Origin of the sequence: Gluconacetobacter entanii (assembly GCF_003206495.1) — a bacterium.
GTDB lineage: Bacteria > Pseudomonadota > Alphaproteobacteria > Acetobacterales > Acetobacteraceae > Novacetimonas > Novacetimonas entanii.
Map to the genome: position 1 here is coordinate 1 of NZ_NKUF01000029.1, position 24,376 is coordinate 24,376.

16 protein-coding genes, 1 pseudogene and 1 riboswitch are annotated in these 24,376 nt (G+C 61.7%); of the genes and pseudogenes, 10 read left to right on the top strand and 7 right to left on the bottom strand.

What is annotated here, in order from left to right; all coding sequences use genetic code 11:
• Positions 1 to 385 precede the first annotated feature (385 nt).
• Positions 386 to 811, top strand: coding sequence for a DOPA 4,5-dioxygenase family protein (locus tag CFR72_RS11750; RefSeq protein ID WP_110914129.1), 426 nt, complete (start codon positions 386 to 388; stop codon positions 809 to 811).
• Between the two features lie 105 nt (positions 812 to 916).
• On the top strand, positions 917 to 2,416 hold the full coding sequence (locus tag CFR72_RS11755; protein ID WP_408869979.1) for a glucoamylase family protein: 1,500 nt from the start codon (positions 917 to 919) through the stop codon (positions 2,414 to 2,416).
• A gap of 220 nt (positions 2,417 to 2,636) precedes the next feature.
• Here CFR72_RS11755 and CFR72_RS11760 read toward each other — a convergent pair whose 3' ends face one another.
• Complete coding sequence (locus tag CFR72_RS11760) at positions 2,637 to 3,107, bottom strand: Lrp/AsnC family transcriptional regulator (RefSeq protein WP_167400369.1); 471 nt, start codon at positions 3,105 to 3,107, stop codon at positions 2,637 to 2,639.
• Between the two features lie 128 nt (positions 3,108 to 3,235).
• Here CFR72_RS11760 and CFR72_RS11765 point away from each other — a divergent pair, with 128 nt between their 5' ends.
• Positions 3,236 to 4,324, top strand: coding sequence for a saccharopine dehydrogenase family protein (locus CFR72_RS11765; protein WP_110914151.1), 1,089 nt, complete (start codon positions 3,236 to 3,238; stop codon positions 4,322 to 4,324).
• Positions 4,325 to 4,561: 237 nt separating this feature from the next.
• Entirely contained in the window at positions 4,562 to 5,524 is a 963-nt protein-coding gene (locus tag CFR72_RS11770; RefSeq protein WP_110914131.1) for a D-2-hydroxyacid dehydrogenase, read from the top strand.
• Positions 5,525 to 5,537: 13 nt separating this feature from the next.
• Here CFR72_RS11770 and CFR72_RS11775 read toward each other — a convergent pair whose 3' ends face one another.
• Complete coding sequence (locus CFR72_RS11775; protein WP_110914132.1) at positions 5,538 to 8,792, bottom strand: Eco57I restriction-modification methylase domain-containing protein; 3,255 nt, start codon at positions 8,790 to 8,792, stop codon at positions 5,538 to 5,540.
• A 249-nt stretch (positions 8,793 to 9,041) separates the two neighbouring features.
• On the opposite strand from CFR72_RS11775, the gene CFR72_RS11780 reads away from it, so the two are divergent.
• On the top strand, positions 9,042 to 10,031 hold the full coding sequence (locus CFR72_RS11780) for a DMT family transporter (protein ID WP_110914152.1): 990 nt from the start codon (positions 9,042 to 9,044) through the stop codon (positions 10,029 to 10,031).
• A gap of 13 nt (positions 10,032 to 10,044) precedes the next feature.
• Here CFR72_RS11780 and CFR72_RS11785 read toward each other — a convergent pair whose 3' ends face one another.
• Positions 10,045 to 10,983, bottom strand: coding sequence for a polysaccharide deacetylase family protein (locus CFR72_RS11785; RefSeq protein WP_110914133.1), 939 nt, complete (start codon positions 10,981 to 10,983; stop codon positions 10,045 to 10,047).
• Between the two features lie 227 nt (positions 10,984 to 11,210).
• On the opposite strand from CFR72_RS11785, the gene eat reads away from it, so the two are divergent.
• Positions 11,211 to 12,635: an ethanolamine permease gene (gene eat / locus CFR72_RS11790; RefSeq protein ID WP_110914134.1), complete on the top strand. Its 1,425-nt coding sequence runs from the start codon at positions 11,211 to 11,213 to the stop codon at positions 12,633 to 12,635.
• A 51-nt stretch (positions 12,636 to 12,686) separates the two neighbouring features.
• A complete protein-coding gene (locus CFR72_RS11795; protein ID WP_167400370.1) occupies positions 12,687 to 13,541 on the top strand; it encodes a 23S rRNA (adenine(2030)-N(6))-methyltransferase RlmJ in 855 nt (284 codons plus the stop codon).
• 25 nt (positions 13,542 to 13,566) lie between these two features.
• On the opposite strand, the gene CFR72_RS11800 is transcribed toward CFR72_RS11795, so the two are convergent.
• Positions 13,567 to 14,982 (bottom strand): amidohydrolase, encoded by a 1,416-nt coding sequence (locus CFR72_RS11800; protein ID WP_110914136.1) that lies wholly within the window; start codon positions 14,980 to 14,982, stop codon positions 13,567 to 13,569.
• Positions 14,983 to 15,275: 293 nt separating this feature from the next.
• Positions 15,276 to 15,359, top strand: a riboswitch (Fluoride riboswitch).
• 135 nt (positions 15,360 to 15,494) lie between these two features.
• Here CFR72_RS11800 and CFR72_RS11805 point away from each other — a divergent pair.
• Positions 15,495 to 16,831 (top strand): annotated as a pseudogene (locus tag CFR72_RS11805) (voltage-gated chloride channel family protein).
• 74 nt (positions 16,832 to 16,905) lie between these two features.
• On the opposite strand, the gene CFR72_RS11810 reads toward CFR72_RS11805, so the two are convergent.
• The 3 genes from CFR72_RS11810 to CFR72_RS11820 all read right to left on the bottom strand — a co-directional run bounded on the left by CFR72_RS11810 (position 16,906) and on the right by CFR72_RS11820 (position 20,487).
• Entirely contained in the window at positions 16,906 to 18,849 is a 1,944-nt protein-coding gene (locus CFR72_RS11810; RefSeq protein ID WP_110914137.1) for a CocE/NonD family hydrolase, read from the bottom strand.
• A 173-nt stretch (positions 18,850 to 19,022) separates the two neighbouring features.
• A complete protein-coding gene (locus tag CFR72_RS11815) occupies positions 19,023 to 19,757 on the bottom strand; it encodes an ABC transporter ATP-binding protein (RefSeq protein WP_110914138.1) in 735 nt (244 codons plus the stop codon).
• A gap of 1 nt (position 19,758) precedes the next feature.
• On the bottom strand, positions 19,759 to 20,487 hold the full coding sequence (locus tag CFR72_RS11820; RefSeq protein ID WP_244182278.1) for an ABC transporter permease: 729 nt from the start codon (positions 20,485 to 20,487) through the stop codon (positions 19,759 to 19,761).
• Between the two features lie 397 nt (positions 20,488 to 20,884).
• On the opposite strand from CFR72_RS11820, the gene CFR72_RS11825 reads away from it, so the two are divergent.
• Both CFR72_RS11825 and CFR72_RS11830 read left to right on the top strand, forming a co-directional pair.
• The gene (locus CFR72_RS11825; RefSeq protein ID WP_233043727.1) at positions 20,885 to 23,350 is read left to right on the top strand and encodes a TonB-dependent receptor; all 2,466 of its coding nucleotides are present in this window, start codon (positions 20,885 to 20,887) and stop codon (positions 23,348 to 23,350) included.
• 24 nt (positions 23,351 to 23,374) lie between these two features.
• Positions 23,375 to 24,322: an aliphatic sulfonate ABC transporter substrate-binding protein gene (locus CFR72_RS11830; RefSeq protein WP_110914141.1), complete on the top strand. Its 948-nt coding sequence runs from the start codon at positions 23,375 to 23,377 to the stop codon at positions 24,320 to 24,322.
• Positions 24,323 to 24,376: the final 54 nt, after the last annotated feature.

The following is a 24,376-nucleotide window of genomic DNA, read 5'->3' on the forward strand; positions in this document are numbered from 1 at the left end:
AGTCGTTAAACAGGCTCAGACCATGGATCCAAAACACGGAGAAGAAAAAATGATCTCGCAGTGAAAGTGGCCATTGACGTGAAACTCCTCATGTGAGGGGCCGGTTTCCCGACATCATCACGACATCTTGCCCATAACCCATGCGCAGGCAACCATGCCCATGCGGCCATATGAAGGCATGAATGGACACGCCCTGCCCGCTACGGCCATGACCTTCTGCCCATCCGCGAAAAACCCTGCCCTGCGGCATCCCCAGAACGTAACACAATGTAACCAACAGTGATGGCGCCATCCCCCCTTTTCCTCCGGGACATGAACCACGTGTCTCCATGTCCGGTTCGATGCACACAGCCTCGGCTACCGCCCTTCAAAGGAGAAACTGACGATGGACTCCCAGACATTCACGCCGCGTCGCATTGATGAAATCGCAAGTTACCATGCGCATGTCTATTTCTGTGCCGATACGATGCCCTGCGCGCTGGCGCTGCGTGCCGCCCTGTCGGCCCGTTTTGCCGTCCGCGTTGGCCGCGTACACACTTCTGCCGTGGGACCACATTCCGCCAGCATGTTTCAGGTTGCCTTCGAAACCTCCCTGTTCTCGCTTTTCGTGCCGTGGCTCATGCTGAATCGTAACGGCCTGAGCATCCTGGTCCATCCCAACACCCTCCATCCGCAACAGGACCATGCCCGCGACAGCCTGTGGATGGGCACGCCCCTGCCGTTACGGACGGAGAACCTGCCGCAGACACAACCGCATGCCGACGAAGCCGGACAGCCAAACACCACGCCAGATCCGAATATTACGATATGATTTTTTATGTTTTGTAACAGCCACCAAAAGAAACCATTCCGGGATTGCCATCAAGCACGCACTCAATTCATAAATGCCGGCAGCAACCGCTCAGGAGACAGGACGTTGCAGGGTCGGCAAACGGGCAGGCGGCATATCGCCGCCTTCGTATCAATCCTTCTGTGTTGCACATCACTGCCCGGTCCGGCGGCCCATGCCCTCGACCAGCAGGGCGTGAAAATCACACATCCTCCTGCCGCTTCCACGTCGCCGGATGCAGGGCCTGCCGATACCGTCCTGATCGATGACCTTGAACACCGGACCTTCCAGTGGTTCTGGGATTCGGCAGATCCCGCTTCCGGCCTGATTCCGGACCGCTATCCCTCCGCACAGACACAGGCCAGTGTCGCCTCCATCGGGTTTGGCCTGACCGCCTATGGCATCGGGGCCACACGCGGATACATCACACGCGAGCAGGCGGTGGAGCGAACCCTTGCCACGTTGCGTTACCTGCTGCACAGCGCGCAGAATGACAGCGAGGACAACGCCACAGGATATCAGGGCTTCTATTATCACTTCCTCCAGAAGAAAAACGGCCTGCGCCTGAACCGTGATATCGAACTGTCCAGCATCGATACGGCCCTGCTGATGCAGGGGGTGCTGTTCACGCAATCCTTCTACGACCGGGATACACCCCGCGAACGCGACATACGGGACATGGCCGACCGCCTGTACAGGCGCGTCAACTGGCAATGGATACGCCGTCCCGACAGTCGCCTCAGCATGGGGTGGAGTCCCGAACATCAGTTCATCCCCAGTTACTGGGAGGGCTACAGCGAAGGGATGATGGCCTACATCCTTGGCCTCGGGTCGCCCACCCATGCGCTGGAACCTGCGTCGTGGCAGGCATGGCTTGCGACGAACAACCGCCGGTGGGGGGATTATTACGGGCAGACCTTCCTGAATTTCGCGCCCCTGTTCGGCCATCAGTACAGCCACGCATGGATCGACTTCCGCGGGATCCAGGACGCATGGGCGCATGAAAAGCAGATCGACTATTTCGAAAACAGCCGTCGCGCCGTCTATGCGCAACGTGCCTATGCCATCGCCAATCCCGGGAAATGGCGCGATTACAGCGCCACCACATGGGGCCTGACGGCCTGCGACGGCCCGGGCGAGGTCACGCAGAAGATCGACGGGCAGGACCGGCATTTCCTGTCCTACTCCGCCCGTGGGGCCGGGCGTGACTATACACAGGATGATGGGACCATTGCCCCCACGGCCGCCGTGGGTTCAATCGCGTTCGCGCCCGAAATCGTGCTGCCGACCATGCGTGACATGAAATCACGTTATGGCAGCAGGATTTATGGGAAATATGGATTCGTTGATGCGTTCAATCCCAGTTTCCGCAATGGTGGCTCTTTCTGGTCCGATAACGAATATCTTGGCATCGATCAGGGGCCGATCCTGCTCATGATCGAAAACTGGCGCTCCGGACTGGTGTGGAATGTCATGAAACGCAATCCCTATATCCGCACGGGACTGGAACGTGCGGGATTTCAGGGCGGATGGCTTGCACCTGCCTCGCCTGCCATGAAGGTCGCCAGGATTACGCCCCTGCCCTGATGTCCCGGCACTCCGGTGTCGCGCGCTTTTGCAGACGGGTAAAATGAGTCCGGGCGATGAATTTTCCACCGTGAAGTTCCCGCCTACAGGGTCCGTCATGGCTCTGGCGACGGTTTCGGCCGTGGGAAGGTCTGTACCTCGGACCTTGGGCAATATTTTTTTCAAGAATGAAGCGTTTTCTGAAGCTTTTTGAAAAAAGCTTCACCAAAAACTTTTGTTTTTACCGTGTCTTGTGGCGCGACGGGGCAGCGGCAGTTGGCCCCTGACGCATGACGCGGGTGGACAGCACGATGGCGGACGTCGTGCGATCCACCCCTTCGAGCATGCCGATCCGGTCAATCGCGTCATTGATCGCCTCCGTCGTCTGGGCGCCCACGACGGCAATCATGTCGATCTGTCCACTGACGGCATGCAGTTCCCGGATTTCGGGAAACCTGCGCAATGCCTCCTCAACCGAGGAAACATGCCTTGGCGCCAGCGTAATCATCACATGCGCCCGGATGGCGTCGCGCGCCGCGGCCCCCATCACCACGGCATATCCGGCAATCGCGCCACCACGTTCCAGCCTTTCGATCCTGCTCTGCACAGTCGTGCGCGACAGTCCCGCGCGACGGGCCAGTTCGGCCGTCGGCATGCGGGCGTTTTCCTCCAGCAGGGCGAGGATAAGGCGGTCAGTAGCGTCAATCTGCATAATGCCGACCATGCTATACATAATGCCGAAATAAAAGTGCCATCTGCCGTCTATCCTCGGCTTGTTGCCGACATTGGCACGCGGTTTCATCGACTGGTCTCATCCCATGGAACACGCGGAGTATGGTCATGCGGAAAATACTTGTCATCGGGGCCGGTAACATCGGGTCCACCATTGCCGATTTCCTTGCCAGCACGGGCGATTATACCGTCACCCTGACCGACCGTGACCACAATACGCTCAAGGCCGCCAGCGTTCCCGATTCCGTGCAGCGCACGGTCGCGGACCTGGCGGAGGAAGGCGTGCTGCCCGCCCTGCTGCAGGGCTGTTTCGCGGTTCTTTCGGCCGCTCCCTTCCACCTGACGACCCGCATCGCCAGCGCCGCTGCGGCGGCCGGGGTCAACTACCTCGACCTGACCGAAGACGTGGCCAGCACCAAGATCGTGCGCGAACTTTCGACGAAGGCGCCGTCGGTGGCCTTTATCCCGCAATGCGGTCTGGCGCCCGGATTCGTCTCCATCGTGGCCCACGACATCGCGCGCCGCTTCGACAGCGTGGACACGATCCAGTTGCGTGTCGGCGCGCTGCCGGAATATTCGACCAACGCGCTGGGCTACAACCTGACATGGAGCACGGACGGCGTCATCAACGAATATATCGAACCGTGCGAAGCCATCGTCAGCGGCAAGCGCCGCCTGGTGCCGGCCCTCGACGGGCTGGAAAGCCTGACGATCGACGGTGTGAAGTATGAGGCGTTCAACACCTCCGGCGGGCTTGGATCGCTGTGCGATACGTATGACGGGCGCGTGCGAGAACTGAACTACCGCACCATCCGCTATCCGGGGCATTCCGCGATCATGAAGGTGCTGCTCAATGACCTGCGCCTGTCGGAACGCCGCGACGTCATCAAGTCGATCTTTGAACATGCCCTGCCGGTGACGATGCAGGATGTCATCATCATCCTTGTCACGGTTTCCGGGCAGCGTGACGGACGCCTGACGCAGGAGACGTTCGTGCGCGCCATCCATGGTGCGACCGTCAACGGGCGTCCGCGCACCGGCATCCAGATCACGACGGCGGGGGCGATCTGCGCGGTGCTCGACCTGCTGGCCGAAGGCAGGATCCCCACATCCGGGCTGGTGCTGCAGGAAGACATCGCCCTGTCGCAGTTCCTCGAAAACCGCTTCGGGAAGTTTTATCAGGACAGCCGGCGCTAAGGGCCCTCCTGATAAATAACAATTCCAGGATTGCCGCCTTTTCCCCAGAAGGCGGCATTCTTTTTTTGCAGCCTGTTCCCCCGACGGGACTGCCGGGCCGGTTTGCGTATTGAACCGGGTCCCCCTTCATTCTAACATCAGAACGTATATGTCCCTTCCCCGGAGGGGTGCTGGCGGCCTGAACCTTATCGCGCATGCGCTGACACCCGTCCCAATCGCGGAACCTGTCAGCCAGCCATGCCCCAAGACAAGATACAGCACATCTATGCGGCGCATACCTATTACGATATCCGCCGGGAACTCGAAAAACGTCCGGGGGCGCCGGCCTGCACGCAGGTTTCCACACCTGATGACCTCAGGGCGATCATGCCGGAGGTCGAGGTTCTGGTCGTTTCCATGCTGTGGGACAATGATCTTCTGGACATTGCCCCCCGCCTGCGCCTGATCCAGTCGATCAGTTCGGGCGTGGACCAGTTCGACCTGAACCGCCTGAAGGAACGAGGCGTCCATCTGTGCAATGCCCGTGGCGTCAATGCCAACGCGGTTGCGGAACATGCGCTTGCCCTGATGCTCAGCCTCGCACGGCGCCTGTATGAGGCACGCGACAACCAGAAGATCCGCCACTGGTCCACGACAGGCACCGACCCGCGCCCGCGCCTTCAGGAACTGTCGGAAAAGCATGCGCTGATCATCGGCATGGGCACGATCGGCGACCGGGTGGCGCGCCTGTGCCTTGCGCTGGGCATGAAGGTCAGTGGCGCACGCCACAGCGCACGCCCCCTCGATGTCGCGGGGGTGGAGCAGGTCGCGATGGACGACCTACATGTCGGCCTGAAGGACGCGGATTATGTCATCCTGACCTGCCCCCTGACCGAACAGACGCGTCACCTCATCAATGCTGCGGCGTTCGGCGTCATGAAGCCCGATGCCTGCCTGGTGAATGTGGCGCGCGGCCCGGTGGTGGAGGAAGCCGCCCTGATCGAAGCCCTCGATACAGGCCGGATCGCCGGGGCGGCGCTCGACACCTATGACGAGGAACCGCTGCCGTCCTCATCCCCGCTCTGGTCGCGTCCCAATCTGGTCATGACCGGGCACACGGCGGGGGAAACCCAGCTCTATGAACGCAATGTCGTCGATATCCTGATGAAGAACCTTGCCGCCCTCGAAACCGGGGGGCCACTGACAAACCAGATCGTCTGAATGGCGGTCCGTGTCATGAGACGGGACGCAATGCCGCCATTTCCTGCCGGTCATAGGCCGCCAGTACAAGCCGGCGGGTGCGGTATTCGCCAAAGGTGGCCATTTCGTTCTTGCGCAGCACCCTGAAGGTCTGGGACGGGTAATCGGCCCCCATGACATCATGGGGATCAAGCACATATTCCAGTTGCCTGCGATCCAGGCCATAGGCGCGGGCGTACCACGCGTCGAGTTCCGCGCGCAGCAGTGCCCGCCGTGCCACGTCCCACGCAAACGGCGCCCCCACATGGCCCATGCCGCGCGCGAACGGGGCCATGGTGTTGCTGGTAAAGGTCAGTTCCAGCACCCGTGGCAGGATGAAGTCCACATCATCGGTGCTGTAGAATGACGGGGGCAGTACGGGAAGCTGTTTTACAATAAAGAAATTGAGGTTGACCCCACCCGCTTTCTGCCGACAGACGAAATCGAACGGCAGGGACGACAGGTTGGCAATCAGGCAGGCCGCCCGTGGGTCATCCCACCCCATCCCGGGTGACAGCAGGGTCATGCTGTTTCCCACCCCCCATGGTGGCAGCAGGTTGCAGATGAAGGTGCGTTCATTCGTCGGGGACATGATGTTGCGAAACCCGAAAAATGCCGATGGCGAAGACATGTTCCCGATCTTGCGCATCACCTCGTTACGGGGAACCCAGTAATGGGGCATGATTTCGAACGCAGGATCGCAATGTTCGCGCAGACCGGTCTGCGGCAGGACCCGATGGCCGCGCTCTCCCTTGCGCTGCGCATAACCCGCATGCCGGTGATCGTAAAAATATCCCATCTTGGCTTCATAAAGCGGAACATAACGTGATCCGTCCCCATTATCCGGGGCCTCCCGCGCCATGCGGGCAGGATGCAGCCAGTCCGTGCCGTCCCGCCGCCACCCGCCACCAGCCAGTTGGGCGGCGGTACGGAACAGGCTGCTGTCACTTGTCATGTTGAACAGGCCCTGCCGGAACTCCACCTCCCATGGATTGCCCGCAGGGCCGCGCGCCTCATCCACGAAGACCTGCACGCGGGCATAGATCGCGCGGGTCAGCGCGGCATCCATGCGGGAACGGAACACCGGCATGGTGCGCGTATTGGGATTGATGCGCGCGATGTCCCCGGCCGAAAGCGAAAAGCTGCGCCGCGTGTCCCCGCACTGTTGCGTGCGTGTCAGGAAACAGGCGAACCGTGTCGCCGCCACCGCATTGGCAATCGTCAGCAGGCAGAATTTGAAACTGCGATGGACACCCGGGAACAGGGGCGCGCTGTTTTCAAAATCCACAAGCTGCGCCAGTCGCCTTTCATCCACCAGAAAGCCAAGCAGCGGCGCGGTCATTGCATCGGTCGCAATGCCTGTCGGAACGATCAGTCCCGCCCGCCCATCATCCCGCACCAGGGCCAGGGAAAGTTCGGTAAACAGCGCATAGGTGTTGCCCCTGCCACGACCGGCAAGGGGGAAACGCCCGCTGGTGCGGACAAACACGCCCATCGCCTCGCTCTGGCGGCGTGCGCGCGTAAAACGTGCGAACAGTTCCGGCCGCGCGGTGCCCAGCGCCGTGATCGCGGCCTTGCGCGCCGCGCCCTTCAACGCGGAGATCGCGGACAGGCGCGTCCCGAAATATTCCTCTTCCTCCAGTTGCATGACGTCCCATGGTGGATTGCCGATCACGACATCAAATCCTCCACGTTCCACCATGATGTCGGCGAAAACCAGCGGCCAGTGCAGCGTCCGCGCCCCGATGGCCGTATGGATGGCGGCGTCCATGCACCCGCCGTCACCGGTCCCCGCAAGTTCCTGCCATAACCGGTCCGTCGTGGGCACCATATCGGCCTGACTGCCGGCAGGGCGCGGCAACATGAACGCCGCAACGTAAAGGTCACAGGCCCGGCCGAGGGGGGAGCGCGACACGCCGGTCCACCATGCCTCGAAACGCTGCTGCTTTTGTGCAACCTCCTGCGCGGTATCTTCCGCCATGCCCCGCAACGCGGACAGTTCGGCGGCAAGGGGGGCCAGCAGGGTGCGGCAGTCGGGCGCACGCCATTCGGCCTTCGCACGCTGGTTACGGCGCAGGCAGCGGCGCACGACGGCCGGGTCGTCATTGCCCAAGACCCGGTAAGCCCCGTCCGGCACACCTGTTTCAAGGACCGCGACATCCGCCACGCCAAGCAGCGCATTCCCGCAGCGGATATTCGCCCCCAGAAAGCACAGGGGCCGTCCGGGCATGGCGGTTTCGATCCACAACGCCATGCGCGTCAGTTCCACCGCCATGGGATTGCAGTCCACCCCATGGATGCACCGCGCCACGACATCACGAAGCGCGGCCTGGTACCCCTGCTGTCCCGGCGGGCGAAGGGCGACAAGGCGTGCCGCCATCCGCCGCGCGGCACCCAGCAGGAAATGCCCGCCGCCACAGGCCGGATCAATGATGCGCAATGCAAGCAGGCCCCCTGCCCCGCCCGCAGCCACGGCCCGGTCCATGACGGGATCAAGCGTGCTGTCGAGCAGCGCCTGAACCAGACTGTCGGGCGTATAATAACTGCCCGAAATCCGCCGGTCGTTCCCCCGCCCCCCATCATCGAGCATGAAGAGACCGTCAGGCGCAAGGCAGGGCCGGATTTCCAGCAGGCCTTCATACACGCTCGCCAGATCGCCGCTGCCAATCGAACACCAATCGACCGGCCTGGGCTTCCCTCCTTCCCCGATGCGGCAGCCAAGGCTGCGGATGGCGGACAGGAAATCACGGTCCGCCATCCGCGCCGCCATCATCAGCGGCAGTCCCCCCGGATGCGCCAATGCCCCCAGCGCCGGCAGGCCGCGCCCGGGATCGCCCGCATCCATCGCACCAAGGACATGCCGCATGCCGTCCCACGCTGCGAAACATCCCGCCGCCCCTTCGGAAGCATCGGCCTGCGCAAGCCAGTAAAAGAAGGAATGTCCTGATGGCCCCTGCGCCCGTGATGCATGCAGGAGGCCCCGCGCCTCAAGTTCAGCCAGAAAGGCAAGGCGGCAGACCAGGCGCAGCAGTTCGTCAAACAGGCATGACAGCACATGCCCATCCGCCCCGACCGCGTCACGAAGGTCCGCATTGGCGTCCAGCACCCCCTGCCCCAACGCAAGCAGCGCAGCCCTCATCCCGGCACGCAGATGCGCCTGCGTCGGTTCCTGTCCCTCCGCACAGGCTGCATTCCCCTGCCGCCATGCGGGGAAAGGGGTGGATATCGGCTCCGGTCGGGGTGGCATCATGTTCCTGCACGACAGCATCAAGGGCGCGCCTTTTCATCGCCTGCCCTCCCTGCGCTGGCAAGGCCGAAACATCCCCTTCGCATGCGGGCACATGCACGAACCGTCACATCTGGCATCTCCATGGCGGGAATCGTTCCGCATCCGGCATACCGCCCCTGCACCAGCAGCACGCAACAGATACTGCCGCCCCCATTCCCATATCGTGCGCAATATTCCATAATTACCACCGATACCTGCATCAGGACGAACATGAACAGTTCTCGGGCCCGGTCCCATTCTTCCCTGCTGGCAGGCCTGGGCAATGGCCTGGCGGCAGGGGCGTGCTGGGGGCTGGTTTTCATCGCCCCGGCCATGATGCCGGATTTCACGGCGCTCCAGTTGGCGACGGTACGCTACCTGATGTACGGTTTTTTCTCCGTGGCGCTGGTGCTTCCACGCTGGCGGCGACTGGCTGCCTGCATCCCGCAGGGAGGACGCGCGGCACTGCTGGGGCTGGGGCTGACGGGTAATCTTGGATATTACATCCTGATTGCCATGGCCGTACGGCTGTGTGGCATCAACATCACCTCCATCATAACCGGCTTCCTGCCCGTGATCGTGGGAATACTTGGCACGCGGGAGGGGGACAGCCCTGGCCTGCGCAGGCTTGTGCCCTCCATGCTGCTGATGGTCGCAGGAATCAGCCTCACCGCCCTGCAGGCCCTGCACGCCCCCGGCGCGGGCACCGACGACCCACGCGTCGATATGGCCCACCTCCTTGGTTTCCTGTGCGCGATCGGGGGATTGGCATCGTGGAGCATCTTCGCCCTCGCCAATGCCCGCTGGCTCAGGCGGCTGTCGGATACCAGCGCGGGGGACTGGGGGCTGCTGACCGGTGTCGCCACGGGGGTGGAGGCCCTGTTCGTCATCCCGTTCGCCTGCCATGGCGCGATGTCCCACCCGCCCTCACGCTGGGTCGCGTTCATTGTGCTGGGCGCGTTCATCGCGCTGGTTTCCTCCCTGCTGGGCGGGATTTTCTGGAACCGCACCTGCCGCCTCCTGCCCATGACGCTGTGTGGGCAGATGGCGGTGGGCGAAACCCTGTTCGCCCTGTTCTATGGCTGCCTGTGGACGGGGCGATGGCCCACCGCCATGGAAGGGGCGGCCGTCCTGTTCCTTGTGCTGAGCGTTGTCTGCAGCACGCTTGCCCATGCTCCATCCTCCGCCAGCAGCGATACATCCCACGCCCCGACAGGCTGAGCTTCGCTGCGGGTCAGGGGCCCTTCGCCTCCGCCGGTGCGGGCGTGGCTGCATGATGCAGGCACCAGCGCGCGACATCGGCATGCGTTGCAAACCAGACATCGCCACGCGCCCGTGCATGCGCCAGCAGGTCGGCGATGATGCCGATACGGCTGCGATGGCCGCTGACATGCGGATGCAGCGTCAGCAGGAACAGGCCGCCTTCGGCATACGCGCCCTCGAATTCCGCCCGGAAGACCTCCGCCACACCCGAAGGGGGCGTGTACGGGCGCAGGGCGGAAAACCGTTCGAAATTGAAGTAGATCGCATCGTCGCGTATCCATTCGGGCGGCAGTTCGACAATGCCCGTGGGCCGTCCGTCGGCCAGCAGTTCATACGGATCGTCATCCGCCATCAGGCTGCTGTCATACAGCAGGCCCATCTGTTCGATGATGGACATGGTATGGACGGAAAAATCCCAGCTTGCGGTGCGGATACCGACAGGTTCCACACCACTGATATCCGCCAGGACCTCCCGCGCGCGCAGGGACAGGCGCAGTTCATCCTCGGGCGGCAGTTGCGTGTTGCGCTCATGTATCCATGAATGGATGCCGATTTCATGGCCATCGCCCACCAGCGCCCGGACCTCGTCCGGATACAGCATGGCCGACACGGCGGGGTAGAAGAACGTTGCCGGGATCCCCGCCTCCTGCAGCAGCCTGCGGATGCGCGGGATGCCACGCCTGCTGCCATACTGGCCCTGGCTGATGCGCATGGGGCTTTCGTCCCCATCACGCAGGGGTATCGTCTCATGGTCCGCATCGAACGAGATCGCAAAGGCGCAGCGGGCGCCATCGGGCCAGCGGGTCGGTTGCAGGCTGCGCCCGGCCCGGACACGGTTGACGATCCCGCGCCAGCGCGCCTCCGGCCAGCGCCAAGGTTCATTCCCGTCCGTCTGGAAAAGTCCTGTCACCGTGGCTGCCCCCGTCCTGCCTGTGTCCCTGCCCGTCCTGCCAGTGATGGCCGGTGACGGCGCAGGCCGCGGCGCTGCATGATCGCCTGCATCGCCGCGATGCCCCTCTCATTACATAATGGTAACATAATCTGGAATCGGTCCCCGTTATCATGCCACTGTCATCATGGCGGTACGCGCACGCCCGCAGCAAGCCCGCCCCACCCTTCCTCTTCAGACCACGGACAATGCCTGCATCCCCCCCTTCTCCCGTCCGGCCTTCACCGCCTTCCCCAGCGCATGCGGGGCCGGTGCACCTGCAGCGGCGGCTGGGCGCCTTTCACCTGTGGGGGATTGCGGTCGGCCTTGTCATCTCGGGTGAGTATTTCGGCTGGAGCTACGGCTGGGCGGCGGCGGGCACGCTGGGGTTTGTGGTGACGACGGTCATGGTCGCGCTGATGTATTCGGCGCTGATCTTCTCCTATACCGAACTGACAACCTCGATCCCGCATGCAGGCGGTCCGTTCGCCTATGTGCTGGCGGCATACGGGCCGGTACCTGCCTTCATCGCGGGGCTGGCCTCCATCGTGGAACTCGTCTTCGCCCCGCCCGCCATCGCGCTGGCGATCGGTGCGTACCTGCATGTGCAGTATCCGCATGTCAGCGCACGCGCGGCGGCTGGCGGGGCCTATGTCGTGTTCATGGCGCTCAACATCGCGGGGGTCAGCATCGCCGCCGCGTTCGAACTGGTTGTCACCATCGCCGCGATCGCCGAACTCCTCGTCTTCATGGCCGTGGTCGCGCCGGGATTTTCGTGGGCGAACTTCGTCCATGACGGATGGGCGGGGTCCGACACGTTCACCCTGCATGCCATCCCCGGCATCCTGGCGGCAGCGCCGTTCGCGATCTGGTTCTTTCTGGCGATCGAAGGGGTGGCCATGACGGCGGAGGAAGCGCGCGATCCGCAACGCACCATCCCGATGGCCTATGTCGCGGGCATCGTGACGCTGATGCTGCTGGCCTTTGGCGTCATGGTCATGGCCGCAGGCGTGGGTGACTGGAAGGCGCTGGCGAACATCAACGACCCGTTGCCCCAGGCGATGCTCAGCGTCGTCGGACCACGCAGCGGGTATGTCCACATGCTGGTCTGGCTGGGGCTGTTCGGTCTTGTCGCGTCGTTTCACGGGACCATCATGGTATATTCGCGCCAGATCTATGCCATGGCGCGCGAAGGCTACCTCCCCGCCCTGCTGGGGCGGCTGCATCCACGGTTCGGAACGCCATGGGCCGCGATACTCGCAGGTGGGATGGTCGGGTTCGTGGCGATCTACGGAGACCGCCACATCACTGTCGGGGGGCAGCCACTGACGGCCGGTATCGTGACCATGTCCGTCTTCGGGGCGCTGACGATGTATGTGCTTGCCATGGGCAGCATGTTTCGCCTGCGGCGCATGCGGCCGGACCTGCACCGCCCATGGCGCGTGCCGGGATATCCCGTCGTGCCCGGCTTCGCCCTTGTCGCGGCAATACTGTCACTTCTGGGCATGGCGGCCAGCAATCCGGCGGCCTTTGCCCTCTATGCCGCCATCATGGCGACGGGCGTGGGGCTGTTCGTGCTGGCGCGACGCCACAAACGGCAGGCGGTGATGGAAAAGGGCGCGGCCATGCACTAACACTCCCTCACCCCACATACGGGGCGGATCAACCTGCGGGACCGACAGAGAGTGAATTACAGACACAGCTACCATGCTGGCAATTTTGCTGATGTCATGAAACATGTCGTGCTGATGGCGCTGATCGGGGCGCTGCGGCGCAAGCCATCGCCCTTCTGCGTCCTCGACACGCATGCGGGGATCGGCCTGTATGACCTGTCCGGCGCGCAGGCACAATCCACCGGGGAATGGCGCGAGGGCATCGGCCGCCTGCTGGATGCCCCAGAGGGGAGCCACCACGCGCCGGACGTGGAAAACTGGCTGGAGGTCATCCGTGCGGTCATGCGCGACGAACAGGCCGGGCGGCTGTCCTATCCCGGCTCCCCCGCCCTTGTCGCGCGCCTGCTGCGGCCCGGCGACAGCCTGATCTGCTGCGAACTCCACCCCGAGGACCAGCAGGCCCTGCGGCATCTGTTCCGCCATGACCGCAATGTCAGCGTGCATGGGCGCGACGGCTACCAGGCCATCACGGCGCTGCTGCCGCCAAAACAGGCCAGGCGCGGACTGGTCTTCATGGACCCGCCATTCGAGCAGCCTGATGAATTCCAGCGCCTCGGCACGGCCATCATGACCGCACGCCAGCGTTTTCCCGCGGGTATCGTCGCAGGCTGGTATCCCATCAAGCACCGCGCCCCGGTCCGTGCCTTCATCAATGGGCTGAAGGACGCGGGGCAGCGCAAGCTCCTGACGCTTGAACTGACGCTGCGGCCACCGCTTGACCCCTCACGCCTCAATGGCAGCGGGATCATCATCGCCAACCCGCCCTTCCGGTTCGAGGAGGAAGCGCGCGGGATCCTGGCGTCGCTGTGCCGCTACCTTGGCGATGGGGAGGCGGATTTCCACGTTGAATGGGCCGTGCCGGAATAAGGCGGGAACCGGGGAGACCCCGGCCTCATCGCTCCGCCACCGGCGGCATGACATCCGCCGGCAGGGGGCAGATATAGGGATCCTGCGCCAGACGCTGGGCATGGTCCGCCTTCACACGTTCCAGCAGCGTCGGGCTCTGCAGGACATCACGCGCCGTCGCGGCCAGCACCTTGGCCATATGGATCATGCCTTTATGCGCAATGCCGCTCTTGCCCTGCGCCGTCATCTGCCATGAATGAAGCTGCGTGCCGATGGCGCATGTCGCCCCCCATGCCTGCACCGTAGGCACCGCCCAGCTTACATCCCCCACATCGGTGGAGCCAAAGGGCGGCGGCACGAATTCACGTGGCGCGATCATCTGGCACAGCGGCGGCGTATCATCGCGCGGGGGCACCCCGGCCGCCAGATAGGCCGCACGGATGTCCTGCGGGCTGAGGGTTTTCTGGATCTCCCGCGCGAAGTCATAATCCGCCTGTGCATAGGACGGCGGCCCAAGCCGGGTCAGGTTGGCACACAGCGTATCTTCCAGCGGCGTATTGCCCATCAGGTTGGAAACCGCGCTGACGACCGCTTCCTCCACCGTCGTTTCGGTCATCAGTGTCGCGCCCTGCGCAATCGCACGCACCCGTTCGACCAGTTCACGCAACTGCCGCAGGTCATCGGCACGCACGAGATAGCGGATCGTCACCCGTGACTGCACCACGTTGGGCGCCTGTCCCCCCGCATCGATATAGGCATAATGCAGCCGTGCGGTCGATGGCATGTGTTCGCGCAGGTAATTGGCGCCAATATTCATCAGTTCCGCCGCATCAAGGGCGGAACGGCCCAGATGCGGCGCTGCGGCCGCATGCGACGCCCGGCCATGGAACGTGAAGTCGATCCGGGTATTGGCCAGTGACGCCGGATAGAACGGCCCCACGATCGACCCGGGATGCCATGACAGCGCGATATCGACATCATCGAATACGCCGTCACGCACCATGAAGGTCTTGGCCGCGCCCCCTTCCTCCGCCGGGCAGCCATAATAGCGCACCGTCCCGGGAATTCCCTTCTCCGCCATCCAGTTCTTCAGCGCCGCAGCCGCCAGCATCGCGCCACCACCCAGCAGGTTGTGCCCGCAGGCATGGCCGTTCTGCGTCTCCTCAAGGGGGCTGGAACACGCCACCCCGGCCTGCTGGCTCAGTCCAGGCAGCGCATCGAATTCGCCAAGGAAGGCGATGACCGGACCGCCTGCACCCGCTTCCCCCATGACGGAGGTGGGAATTCCCGCAAGGTTGCGCGTGATGCGAAAGCCATTGCGTTCAAGCATCTCACGCTGCGTCTCGACAGAGCGGTACTCGTCATAGGCCAGTTCGGGCGTATCCCATATGCGGTCGGCAAAATCGCAGAACGCCGCGCCAAGGGCATCCACACCGACCCAGATTTCATCGGCATTTTTCATGTTCTTCCCTCCCACCGCACACGGCTGGTTTCATATGCATTCCACGCCGGCATCACATATCGACGCCCGACAACGGGCCATACGGCAGGCCATGGAGTTCCCACCCCGCCGGAAGAACCATCGTGAAATCCGCGTCCTGATCCCAAGGTCACCACGACACACATCGGCAGACCGGGCCAGAAGACGCGACATTATACATTCCATACCCTGCGTGCCAGTCGGATGATCGACATCCGTTCCGGCCCGCAGGCCACGCCGGCACGGCTTGACTTCCCCACGGGGGGAAACGCATCCTGCCGCCCGGCAATGGACTCTGCCCGGCTTTCCTGCTCGCAAGATGCCAAACCGCCCGCCGGGCTGATGATTCCTACCTCGCCATCATGGCAGCAGAGGGAGGAATCCGTACAGACGTCATGCGCCATACCCCACACCCATCCGTCACCACATGCCTGCCGGGGCATTGTCCCCGCAGCCAGGGCACCATTTCCAATTCCGTACAGGCATTTCCATCCATGACCCTTTCCCGGCTTATCGCGACATCGGTCGCGAACATGCGCGTCATTCTGAAATGGGGCTGCATCCTCGTGCCGATGTCGGCCTGCATTGGTACATTATGTGCGATATTTCTTTGGCTTCTGGATCAGGTTACAGCCTGCCGGATCGCCCATCCCGGCCTGTTATGGCTGCTGCCACTGGCCGGTGTCGCGGTCGGGTTGGCCTATCACGCGTTTGGACGGTGTGCCGAAGGCGGCAACAACCTGATCATCGACCAGATCCATGAACCCGGGGGCGGTGTTCCCCTGCGCATGGCGCCCCTTGTCCTGGTATCAACCGTCATCAGCCACCTGTTCGGGGCCTCCGTCGGCCGCGAAGGCACGGCGGTACAGATCGGCGGCAGTATTGCATCTGGCTTTGGCCACCTGTTCCGGCTTGATCCGCATGCCGTGCGGATTATCCTGACATCGGGCATAGCCGCGGGTTTCGGGGCCGTGTTCGGCACCCCTATTGCTGGCGCGATCTTCGCGCTTGAGGTCCTGAGCATCGGGCGGATCAATTACAGGCCACTGCTGCCTGCCGCGTTTTCCTCCATTTTTGCCGACTGGGCCTGCCATGGTTGGGGCATCCACCACACATCCTATCGCGTATCGTTCGCCGGTGCTCCCGACTGGGGCGGCAGCGTTTTCCATATGGCCCCTGTCCTGCTGGCCAAGGTCGGGCTTGCGGCGGTCTGCTTTGGACTTGCCAGCCTGCTGTTTGCCGAATCCGTTCATCGCTTGGCCCACGTGATCCGCCGCGCCTGCCCTGTTGCGTGGCTGCGTCCGGCCATCGGGGGCGTCGCAACCATCGCGCTGGTCTGTCTTGTGGGATCGCGTGACTATCTGGGCCTTGGCGTCGTCGCGGCGACGCAGGACGGGGCCTCGATCGTGAATTTCTTTCACACCGGCAATTATACGTGGAGTTGGCTGTACAAACTGCTGTTCACGGTCGTCGTACTGGCGACGGGATACAAGGGCGGGGAGGTCACCCCCTGTTCTTTATCGGCGCGGGACTGGGCAATACGCTGTCCGGGCTTCTGGGCGTGCCTGTGGACCTGCTGGCCAGTGTCGGGTTTGTCGCGGTTTTTGCGGGTGCCGCCAATACGCCATTGGCCTGCACCTTCATGGGGATCGAACTGTTTGGGGCGACCAATATCGTCTATATCGCGACAGGCTGCTTTGTGGCCTACATATGTTCGGGCCATTCGGGCATCTACCTGTCACAGCGGGTCGGGATCGCGAAACATGCCCATCCCATGATCGTGCCCGACATGCCCCTGCGTCAGGCCAGGACCGTTTGGGATAAATGGTGAGTATTTTTCCAAAAAATCCCTCAATAATGTCGCCTTTTTAAAAAAGGCGACATTACGGAGCAGAAGATCCAGCCTTACTGCCCGGCAGGAAGCACCGGCAACATGATGTGCGACGGGCTTGCCGCCGTTGCAAAGATACGTTGTGTGGCTGGTTTGAAGTCCGTTTCCTTTGCCTGGTAGATGCTCTCGACCCATGTCTGCGGATTACGGTCAATCAGCGGGAACCATGTGGACTGCACCTGCACCATCACGCGATGCCCCTTGAGGAACACATGGTCATGGTCACGCAGTGGCACGTCCCAGTCCTGCACCTTGCCCGGTACAAGCGGTGCGGGATGGGAGAAATCGTGCAGGTAACGTCCGCGCCGGACCTCCATGGCGATGGGAAGTTCATACCCGTCAAGGGAATCCGCCCATGTCGCGGCGTCCGGATGCGCGACAAAGGCCTTCTGGTCCTTTTCCGGGAACACATCAATGAGTTTCACGACGAAATCGGAATCCCGACCCGACGTGGAGGCAAACAGGTGCGCCTCCAGCGGGCCGGCAACCCGCAGGTCCTCCTCCAGCGGCGCACTGGTGAAGGTCAGCACATCGGGACGATGATCGACAAAGCGCTGGTCATTGGTTTCCCATGTCCGCCATTCCGGCGTCGGATAGGTCGGTGAAATCGGTCGCGCGCGATAGGGAACGGGATTGGCCGGGTCCGAAACATACTGCCGGAACGGGGCCTCGCCCGATTTCGGCGGCGTGAAGGACAGCGTGCCGTCGGAATGGAAATACAGCTCCTTCGGCGTGACGTCGGCAGGCGGCCATGTGGCGTACTGGCGCCACCGGTTCGACCCGGTTTCGAACATCTTGGCCTTCCAGTTCGGCTTTTCCCCTTTTTCATGCAGGTAATAGCGGAAGAAGGGGGCTTCGATCTGTTCGCGGAATTCCTCCGCCGTCCTGTGGCCTCCCATGGGCAGCAGGCCGATATTTTCCCCGTCCGTCCGCTGCCAGCCTCCATGATACCATGGGCCACCGACAATGAAATTCGTGTTGTCCGGGTCATGCTGCTCTGCCCCGCGGAAGATCTTCCACGGCCCCCACGGATCTTCCTGGTCCCAGAATCCCGCGACATTCAGGTTCGGGACGGTGGAGGCATGAACCTTGTTGACCCAGGCCTCCTCTTTCCAGAATGCGTCATAATCGGGATGGGCCATGACGCTGTTCCAGTAATCCAGCTTCCCATGCAGGTATTTCGCGTTGATATTGGTCAGCGGACCAAGCGAAAGATACCAGTCATAAACGTCATGTTTACTGAAATCGAAGTTGGTGTTCGCATTGCGGTCCGCCTCCTCCAGCACGGTATATTCGAAGGTATAGCTTTCCCTGAGCGCACCATAATGATGATCGTCATCATTCATCCACTGATCGGCAGGCGATGCCTGCTCACTGATCGCCTTGAGCGCGGGATGCGGGTTCAGAAGCGTAAGGCCCGCCGTCAGGCCGGCATACGACACGCCGTAGATGCCGACACGGCCATTATTCTGCGGGACGTTTTTCACCAGCCAGTCGATGGTGTCCCATGCATCATTGACCTCGTTGGCCTGCTTGGGATCATTCCTGTCATAACGCGAGGTCTTGAGAAACTCGCCTTCCGATTTGAACCGTCCGCGAAGGTTCTGGTACACCATGATGTACCCGTCCTTCTGGAATGCCTGCCAGCTTGGCAGTTCCCTTGAGACGGGCTTGACGGATTCCCGATCGACGGTTGCCTGATCCGGTACGCCATAGGGCGTGCGGATGATCAGGATCGGCAGCGGCCTGCTCTGGTGCGCGGGGGTGACGATCACGGTCTGCAGGTGCGCGCCATCACGCATGGCGATCATCACCTCTTTCGCGACATAGCCGCTTTTCGGGGTCACCTGCCCCACATCGTCAGCATGGGCACTGGCAGGTGGCATGACCGCCGGAAGCGTCAGGACGGAAAGCAGGAGGAGGGTTCTGAAGGCCGGGGCACGGTGTGCAAGGGTCATCTGGGTCTCGGTCACATGGGTTTCGATACGATTGTGTCACAAAAAAATCCCCCATACAAACCGTTTGGACCGCCATGACATTTTCATGAAATCCCGGCATTTTCCGCCTTTTCAGGCCAAAGACCACGCCCGGAAACTTTCATTTCCATGAAAAAGTTTTCTGAAATAACAGATCAGTCCCCAAAAACGCCCAGAGCATTCAGCAATGTTGTCCGCAATGCCTCGAAATCCGGGTCCGCATGATGGCGCGGGCGGGGAATGTCGATTGGCACATCCATATGGATCCGTCCTTCCTGCAGCACCAGAACCCGGTCCGCCAGCAAAAGCGCCTCGTCCACGTCATGCGTCACCAGCAGGATCGAACAGGCATGCCGGGACCACAGCCGCAGCACCAGGCGCTGCATCTGCAACCGCGTCAGCGCGTCGAGCGCGCCGAAAGGTTCGTCAAGCATGATGAAATCCGGATCACACACCAGCGCACGCGACAGGGCGACACGCTGCGCCTCCCCACCGGAAAGCGTCAGGGGCCATGCCTCCGTGCGATGCGACAGGCCGACCTCACCCAGCAGTCGCTCGGCGCTACCGCGATCGGCTTTCCCTTCCGGCAGGGTCGCCAGCGCGACATTCTGCCAGACGCGCATCCATGGCAGCAGGCGGCTTTCCTGAAACACGACCGCCTTGTTGGCGGGCACCACGACCTCCCCGCGTGTGGGATGGTCCAGTCCGGCCAGCATCCGCAGAAGCGTTGACTTGCCCGAACCACTCCGCCCCAGCAGGGCGACGAATTCCCCCGCCCCGATCGTCAGGTCAAGGTCGTTCAGGACAGGTCGCCCTTCCCCGAACCGGTGCATGAGGCCACGCACCTGCACGTCACCACGCTGCCGCACGGCCAAAGGAGCATGCGTCATGTTACACCTTCCTCTCGCGCAGGGGACGCCAGACCAGCAGGCGTGCCTCCAGGAAACGCACGACCTGATCCGAAAGCAGTCCCAGCACGCCATAGATGACCAGTCCGACCAGAATGATGTCGGTCCGCAGGAAATCCTGTGCATCCATCATCATGTGGCCGATGCCGCTTTCCGCATTCACCTGCTCCGCCACCACAAGCATCAGCCATGAAATCCCGACGGCAAACCGCAGTCCGACCAGGAAATCGGGCAGCGCGCCAGGAATGACCACGTGACGGATGGTCGCCCGGCGCGACAGGCCAAGCAGCGACGCCATCTCCATCAGTTTGGGGTCCACCGCGCGGATGCCCTTGTGCAGGTTGAGATAGACGGGAAACATCGCCCCCAGGGCCACCAGCAGGATCTTGGGCAGTTCCCCGATCCCGAACCACAGGATGAACAGCGGCACCAGCGCCAGCGCCGGCAGCGTGCGGATCACCTGCAATGGGGCGTCCACGATGTCTTCCCCCGTGCGCGACAGTCCCGCCACAAGCGCAAGGGCCACCCCCACCACCACGGCCAGAATCAGCCCCGCCGACGCCCGCAGGAGCGAGATTTCGAGGTTGGCGGACAACGTCCCGTCACATGCCAGCGCCCATCCGGTCTGCAGGATCTGAAGCGGGGACGAGAGGATGCGCGGCGGGATGAGGCCTGCCGATGACGCCGCCTTCCAGCCGCCAAGCATGATCATGGACGATGCATAACGCTGCCATCCCCCACCCCATGCGCCCAGGCGGGCACGCCATGGGGGATGAGGAATGCGGACTGCCCCCTCCTGCCGGCGGTCTGCGCCGATATCTGTCAGTTCCTTCATGACGCCTGATTGATCCTCCCGACATGTGATGGCCTGCGGCAACGCACGCGCCTTTTTCCATCGCACTTTTCACTTCTGCCAGCATGCAAATCCATCATATAACTGTTGTCAATGCATATTTATAAAACTATTGCCAATTTTCCACGTTTGGTTGATGTTGTTTCACCTTCGACCGATTCGGAAGTGTTGTTTTATGGCTTTCACGAACATGCAGCCGCCAATATCCATGCGGAAGGCGAACCGACCGGGCCCCGGCGTCCCGGAACGGCTTGCCATGACGTCGACCTTTTTTGCCTGCTGCCTGTTCAGTACCCCTGACGCCCATGCGGCCACCCGGACAGCATCGCAGGATACGGCCCGGCCCACGCCGCATCTTGTCAGGGGCAAGCCCGCCGCCAGTGCTCCAGTCGTCAGCCACGGCATGGAAACCATACATGTGCGTGGGGCGGCATCGACGTCCCGCCGCCAGGTGCTTGCACATCAGAATGATCCCGTCTCCGTCACGACCGTGACGGAAAAGGACCTGCAGTCACACCAGATCACCAACCTGCAGCAGGCGCAGAAACTTCTGCCGTCGGTGACACTTCAGGTCACGAATCCGCGCAATACGGCAATCAACATACGTGGCCTGGGGAATTTCAGTTCCACCGCTCAGGATGGTCTGGAAAATGGAACGGCGGTCTATATCGACGGCGTTTACCAGACCCGGCCAGGGGCCGTCCTTTACGATATCACGGATCTGAGCGGGTTCGAGGTGCTCAAGGGACCGCAGGCGACACGTGGCGGCGTCGATAATGATGCCGGGATCATCAACATCACCACGGCCGCCCCGTCCTTCAAACGGCAGTACAGCGTCACGGGCGATTACGGCAGTTACAATACGGGAAACATCCGATTGCGTGCGACCGGGGCCGTCGGCAACAGTGACAAGGTTGCCTACAGTATCTCCGGTTTTTCCAATAACCGCGACGGTTACGTCAGAAACGTGACAACCGGGCGCATGTATCAGGATTACCATGATATCGGCGTAAAGGGGCAGATCCTTGCCAACCCGACGGACAGGCTGAGCCTGCGCCTGATTGCCGATTACACGCATCTGCGGGGCAGTTGCTGCGTGTCCGTTCCCTCCACGATGCTGTCAAATTACGCCAATGGCGCGGCAATTTCTGGCACCTATGCACAGCGCGCGGCCTATGCCGGGGCGACGGCAATTCCGGCGCACAGTTTCAGGGACATGCTGATCAGCGGTCCGGGCAGCCAGGCCTATGACCAGGAATCCTACGGCGTGTCTCTGGACCTCAACTATCGCCTTCCCCACGGCTGGAAACTGGAAAACATCGCCGCGTGGCGGACATGGTACTGGTATCCGCACAATGCCTATACCGGCGGGACAGGCATCATTCCGGGCATCTGGGCACAGACCGCTGGCAACAACCAGGTCTATGAACAGCATGCGACAGAGGAACTGCGCATCTCCTCCCCGGAAAACCGGCCATGGCAGGTCAGCGGCGGCGTGTTTTACATGTACGAGGCCGTGCCCGATTCCATCTATGACGCCATTACCCCGCAGGGGGCGAAATATTATGGCTATGGCTACAGCCCTGCGGTCTATAACGCCGCCCTGAATGGTTATGGCTACAGCGCATCGGACGACCCGGTCACGAACTCCCTTGCCGGGTATGTCAGGGCGAAATACCAGATCAGCCGGAAACTGAGCGTGGAAGGCGGATTCCGCTACTCCTTCGTCACCAAATCCGGTGGATATGAGTCATTTACAAGTTCCGGTCAGTCATTTTCCGGCCTGTCGGCAGCGGATTCCAGCCTTGCGACGACATTACGCAATTCCATGTTCGGGGCGCCGATGTCCTATCGTGCCTTTCATCGTGAAACGGAACCCAGCGGCAGCCTCAGCCTTGTTTACAGACCCAATGGCGCGCAGTTGCTTTATGCGACATACAGCCGTGGCGTCAGGAACGGTGGCATCAACGTGGCGAACCTGAATGTGTCGCAGGGCGCCAATCCCGACGTGAAGCCGGAACTGAATGACATGTTCGAATTTGGCATCAAGAACGCCTTTTTCAACAAAAGGCTCCTGCTGAACGCATCGGCATACTGGAACAACATCCACAACTACATCACCAGCGCCAGCTACTATACGCCAACGGGAACGATCATTTCCTATCTTACCAATGCGAATCACGTCATTTCGCGCGGGTTCGAACTCGATGCGCGCGGCACGCTGGCACCGGGGCTGGAGGGGCGGCTGTCCGCTGCCTATACGGATGCGTTCTATGCATCGTTTCGCAATGCGACACAGCCGCTTGAATCCTCCAACGTCAAGACCATGAAAGACCTTTCAGGAAACCAGATCCCGCTCAATTCCAAATGGAACCTTTCGGCGGGGCTGGAATACACCATTGCGTTCCAGTCATTCCTCCCTGCCTCCGCGCACTGGGGATCCAACCTCCTGCTCTATATTGGCGGGGATTATACCTATCGCAGCAGTTATTACGCGGATCCGTCCGAATCCGCCTACACCCGGATCGCGCCATATGGCCTGTTCGATGCCCATATCGGCGCACGCCCGCGTTCAGGAAAATGGGACGTCAGTTTCTGGGGACATAACATGCTGGACAAACGCTATTTCATTACCATGACCCCGCAGGCCAACGGGGGGCTGTTTTATGGACAACTGGGCGATCCTGCCATGTTTGGCGGCGAATTCACCTATCACCTCTGAAAACATGGCAGGAAGGAAAACCAGATGATGCTGGACCGACGCACCCTGATGACATTGATGCTTTCAGGCGCCACGGGCATGCTGCTTGAAAAGAAAGCGTTTGCAGCCGAAAAAAGGATAAGGATCGGGTATCAGAAATACGGGACACTTGTCCTCATCAAGGAAAAGGGCTTTCTGGAGACCGCGCTGGCCAATACGGGCATTACGGTCGAATGGTCGCAGTTTCCTGCCGGCCCTCCCCTGCTGCAGGCCATGGCCGCAGGGGCGATAGATGTGGGGCAGACCGGCGACCTGCCCCCTGTCTTTGCCCAGGCCAATATTCCGGATTCCATCGTCTATTTCGGTCATGAACCCAAATCCGGGTCAAGCGAGGCCATCATTGTCCATGATGACAGCCCGATCCGGAGCATTGAGGACCTGAAAGGCCGAAGGGTCGCGGTGACACGCGGATCAGACGCCAACTGGCTGCTGCTGTCGAGCCTTTTGCAAAAAGGGCTCTCGTTTCATGACATTCACCTTTCCTATCTCCTGCCTGCCGCCGCAAGGCCAGCGTTCGAGGCCGGAACCATCGACGCCTGGGCAATATGGGATCCCTACCTCTCCGCCGTGGGGCAGAAGACACGCGCCCTTGCCACTGGCGCGGACATAAAGGGCGCCATGTCTTTCTACCTCTCCAGCGTTTCTTTCTATCAGAACAGTCCCGACCTTCTTGTGGCCGTCAGGAACGCCATCATCGAATGCGATAACTGGGCGCAGGCACACAGGGAAGATGTCACGCGGATCCTGGCCAGCAGCACCGGACTGGCGCCCGATATCGTGCGCAATTCCGTCGAAAAACTGCCCTTCAGGTTCAATGCCATGGATGACGACAGCATTGCACAGCAGGAAGAAATCGCGGCCGCCTTTCACAAGGAAAACCTTATCGGCAGGCTCCCTGACATCAGGAAAAGCATCGCTACACTGAAGGGATGATGGCAGCCGTCAGTAATCCGTCATGAAACCTTCATGTAAAATCCACACTCGCCA

Excerpts from the sequence above, each read along its gene's own strand:
- CFR72_RS11750 (WP_110914129.1), top strand. The coding sequence starts at position 386 with ATGGACTCCCAGACATTCACGCCGCGTCGCATTGATGAAATCGCAAGT.
- CFR72_RS11760 (WP_167400369.1), bottom strand. The coding sequence starts at position 3,107 with ATGCAGATTGACGCTACTGACCGCCTTATCCTCGCCCTGCTGGAGGAA.
- CFR72_RS11765 (WP_110914151.1), top strand. The coding sequence starts at position 3,236 with ATGCGGAAAATACTTGTCATCGGGGCCGGTAACATCGGGTCCACCATT.
- CFR72_RS11770 (WP_110914131.1), top strand. The coding sequence starts at position 4,562 with ATGCCCCAAGACAAGATACAGCACATCTATGCGGCGCATACCTATTAC.
- CFR72_RS11775 (WP_110914132.1), bottom strand. The coding sequence starts at position 8,792 with ATGATGCCACCCCGACCGGAGCCGATATCCACCCCTTTCCCCGCATGG.
- CFR72_RS11780 (WP_110914152.1), top strand. The coding sequence starts at position 9,042 with ATGAACAGTTCTCGGGCCCGGTCCCATTCTTCCCTGCTGGCAGGCCTG.
- eat (WP_110914134.1), top strand. The coding sequence starts at position 11,211 with ATGCCTGCATCCCCCCCTTCTCCCGTCCGGCCTTCACCGCCTTCCCCA.
- CFR72_RS11800 (WP_110914136.1), bottom strand. The coding sequence starts at position 14,982 with ATGAAAAATGCCGATGAAATCTGGGTCGGTGTGGATGCCCTTGGCGCG.
- CFR72_RS11810 (WP_110914137.1), bottom strand. The coding sequence starts at position 18,849 with ATGACCCTTGCACACCGTGCCCCGGCCTTCAGAACCCTCCTCCTGCTT.
- CFR72_RS11815 (WP_110914138.1), bottom strand. The coding sequence starts at position 19,757 with ATGACGCATGCTCCTTTGGCCGTGCGGCAGCGTGGTGACGTGCAGGTG.
- CFR72_RS11820 (WP_244182278.1), bottom strand. The coding sequence starts at position 20,487 with ATGATCATGCTTGGCGGCTGGAAGGCGGCGTCATCGGCAGGCCTCATC.
- CFR72_RS11825 (WP_233043727.1), top strand. The coding sequence starts at position 20,885 with ATGACGTCGACCTTTTTTGCCTGCTGCCTGTTCAGTACCCCTGACGCC.
- CFR72_RS11830 (WP_110914141.1), top strand. The coding sequence starts at position 23,375 with ATGATGCTGGACCGACGCACCCTGATGACATTGATGCTTTCAGGCGCC.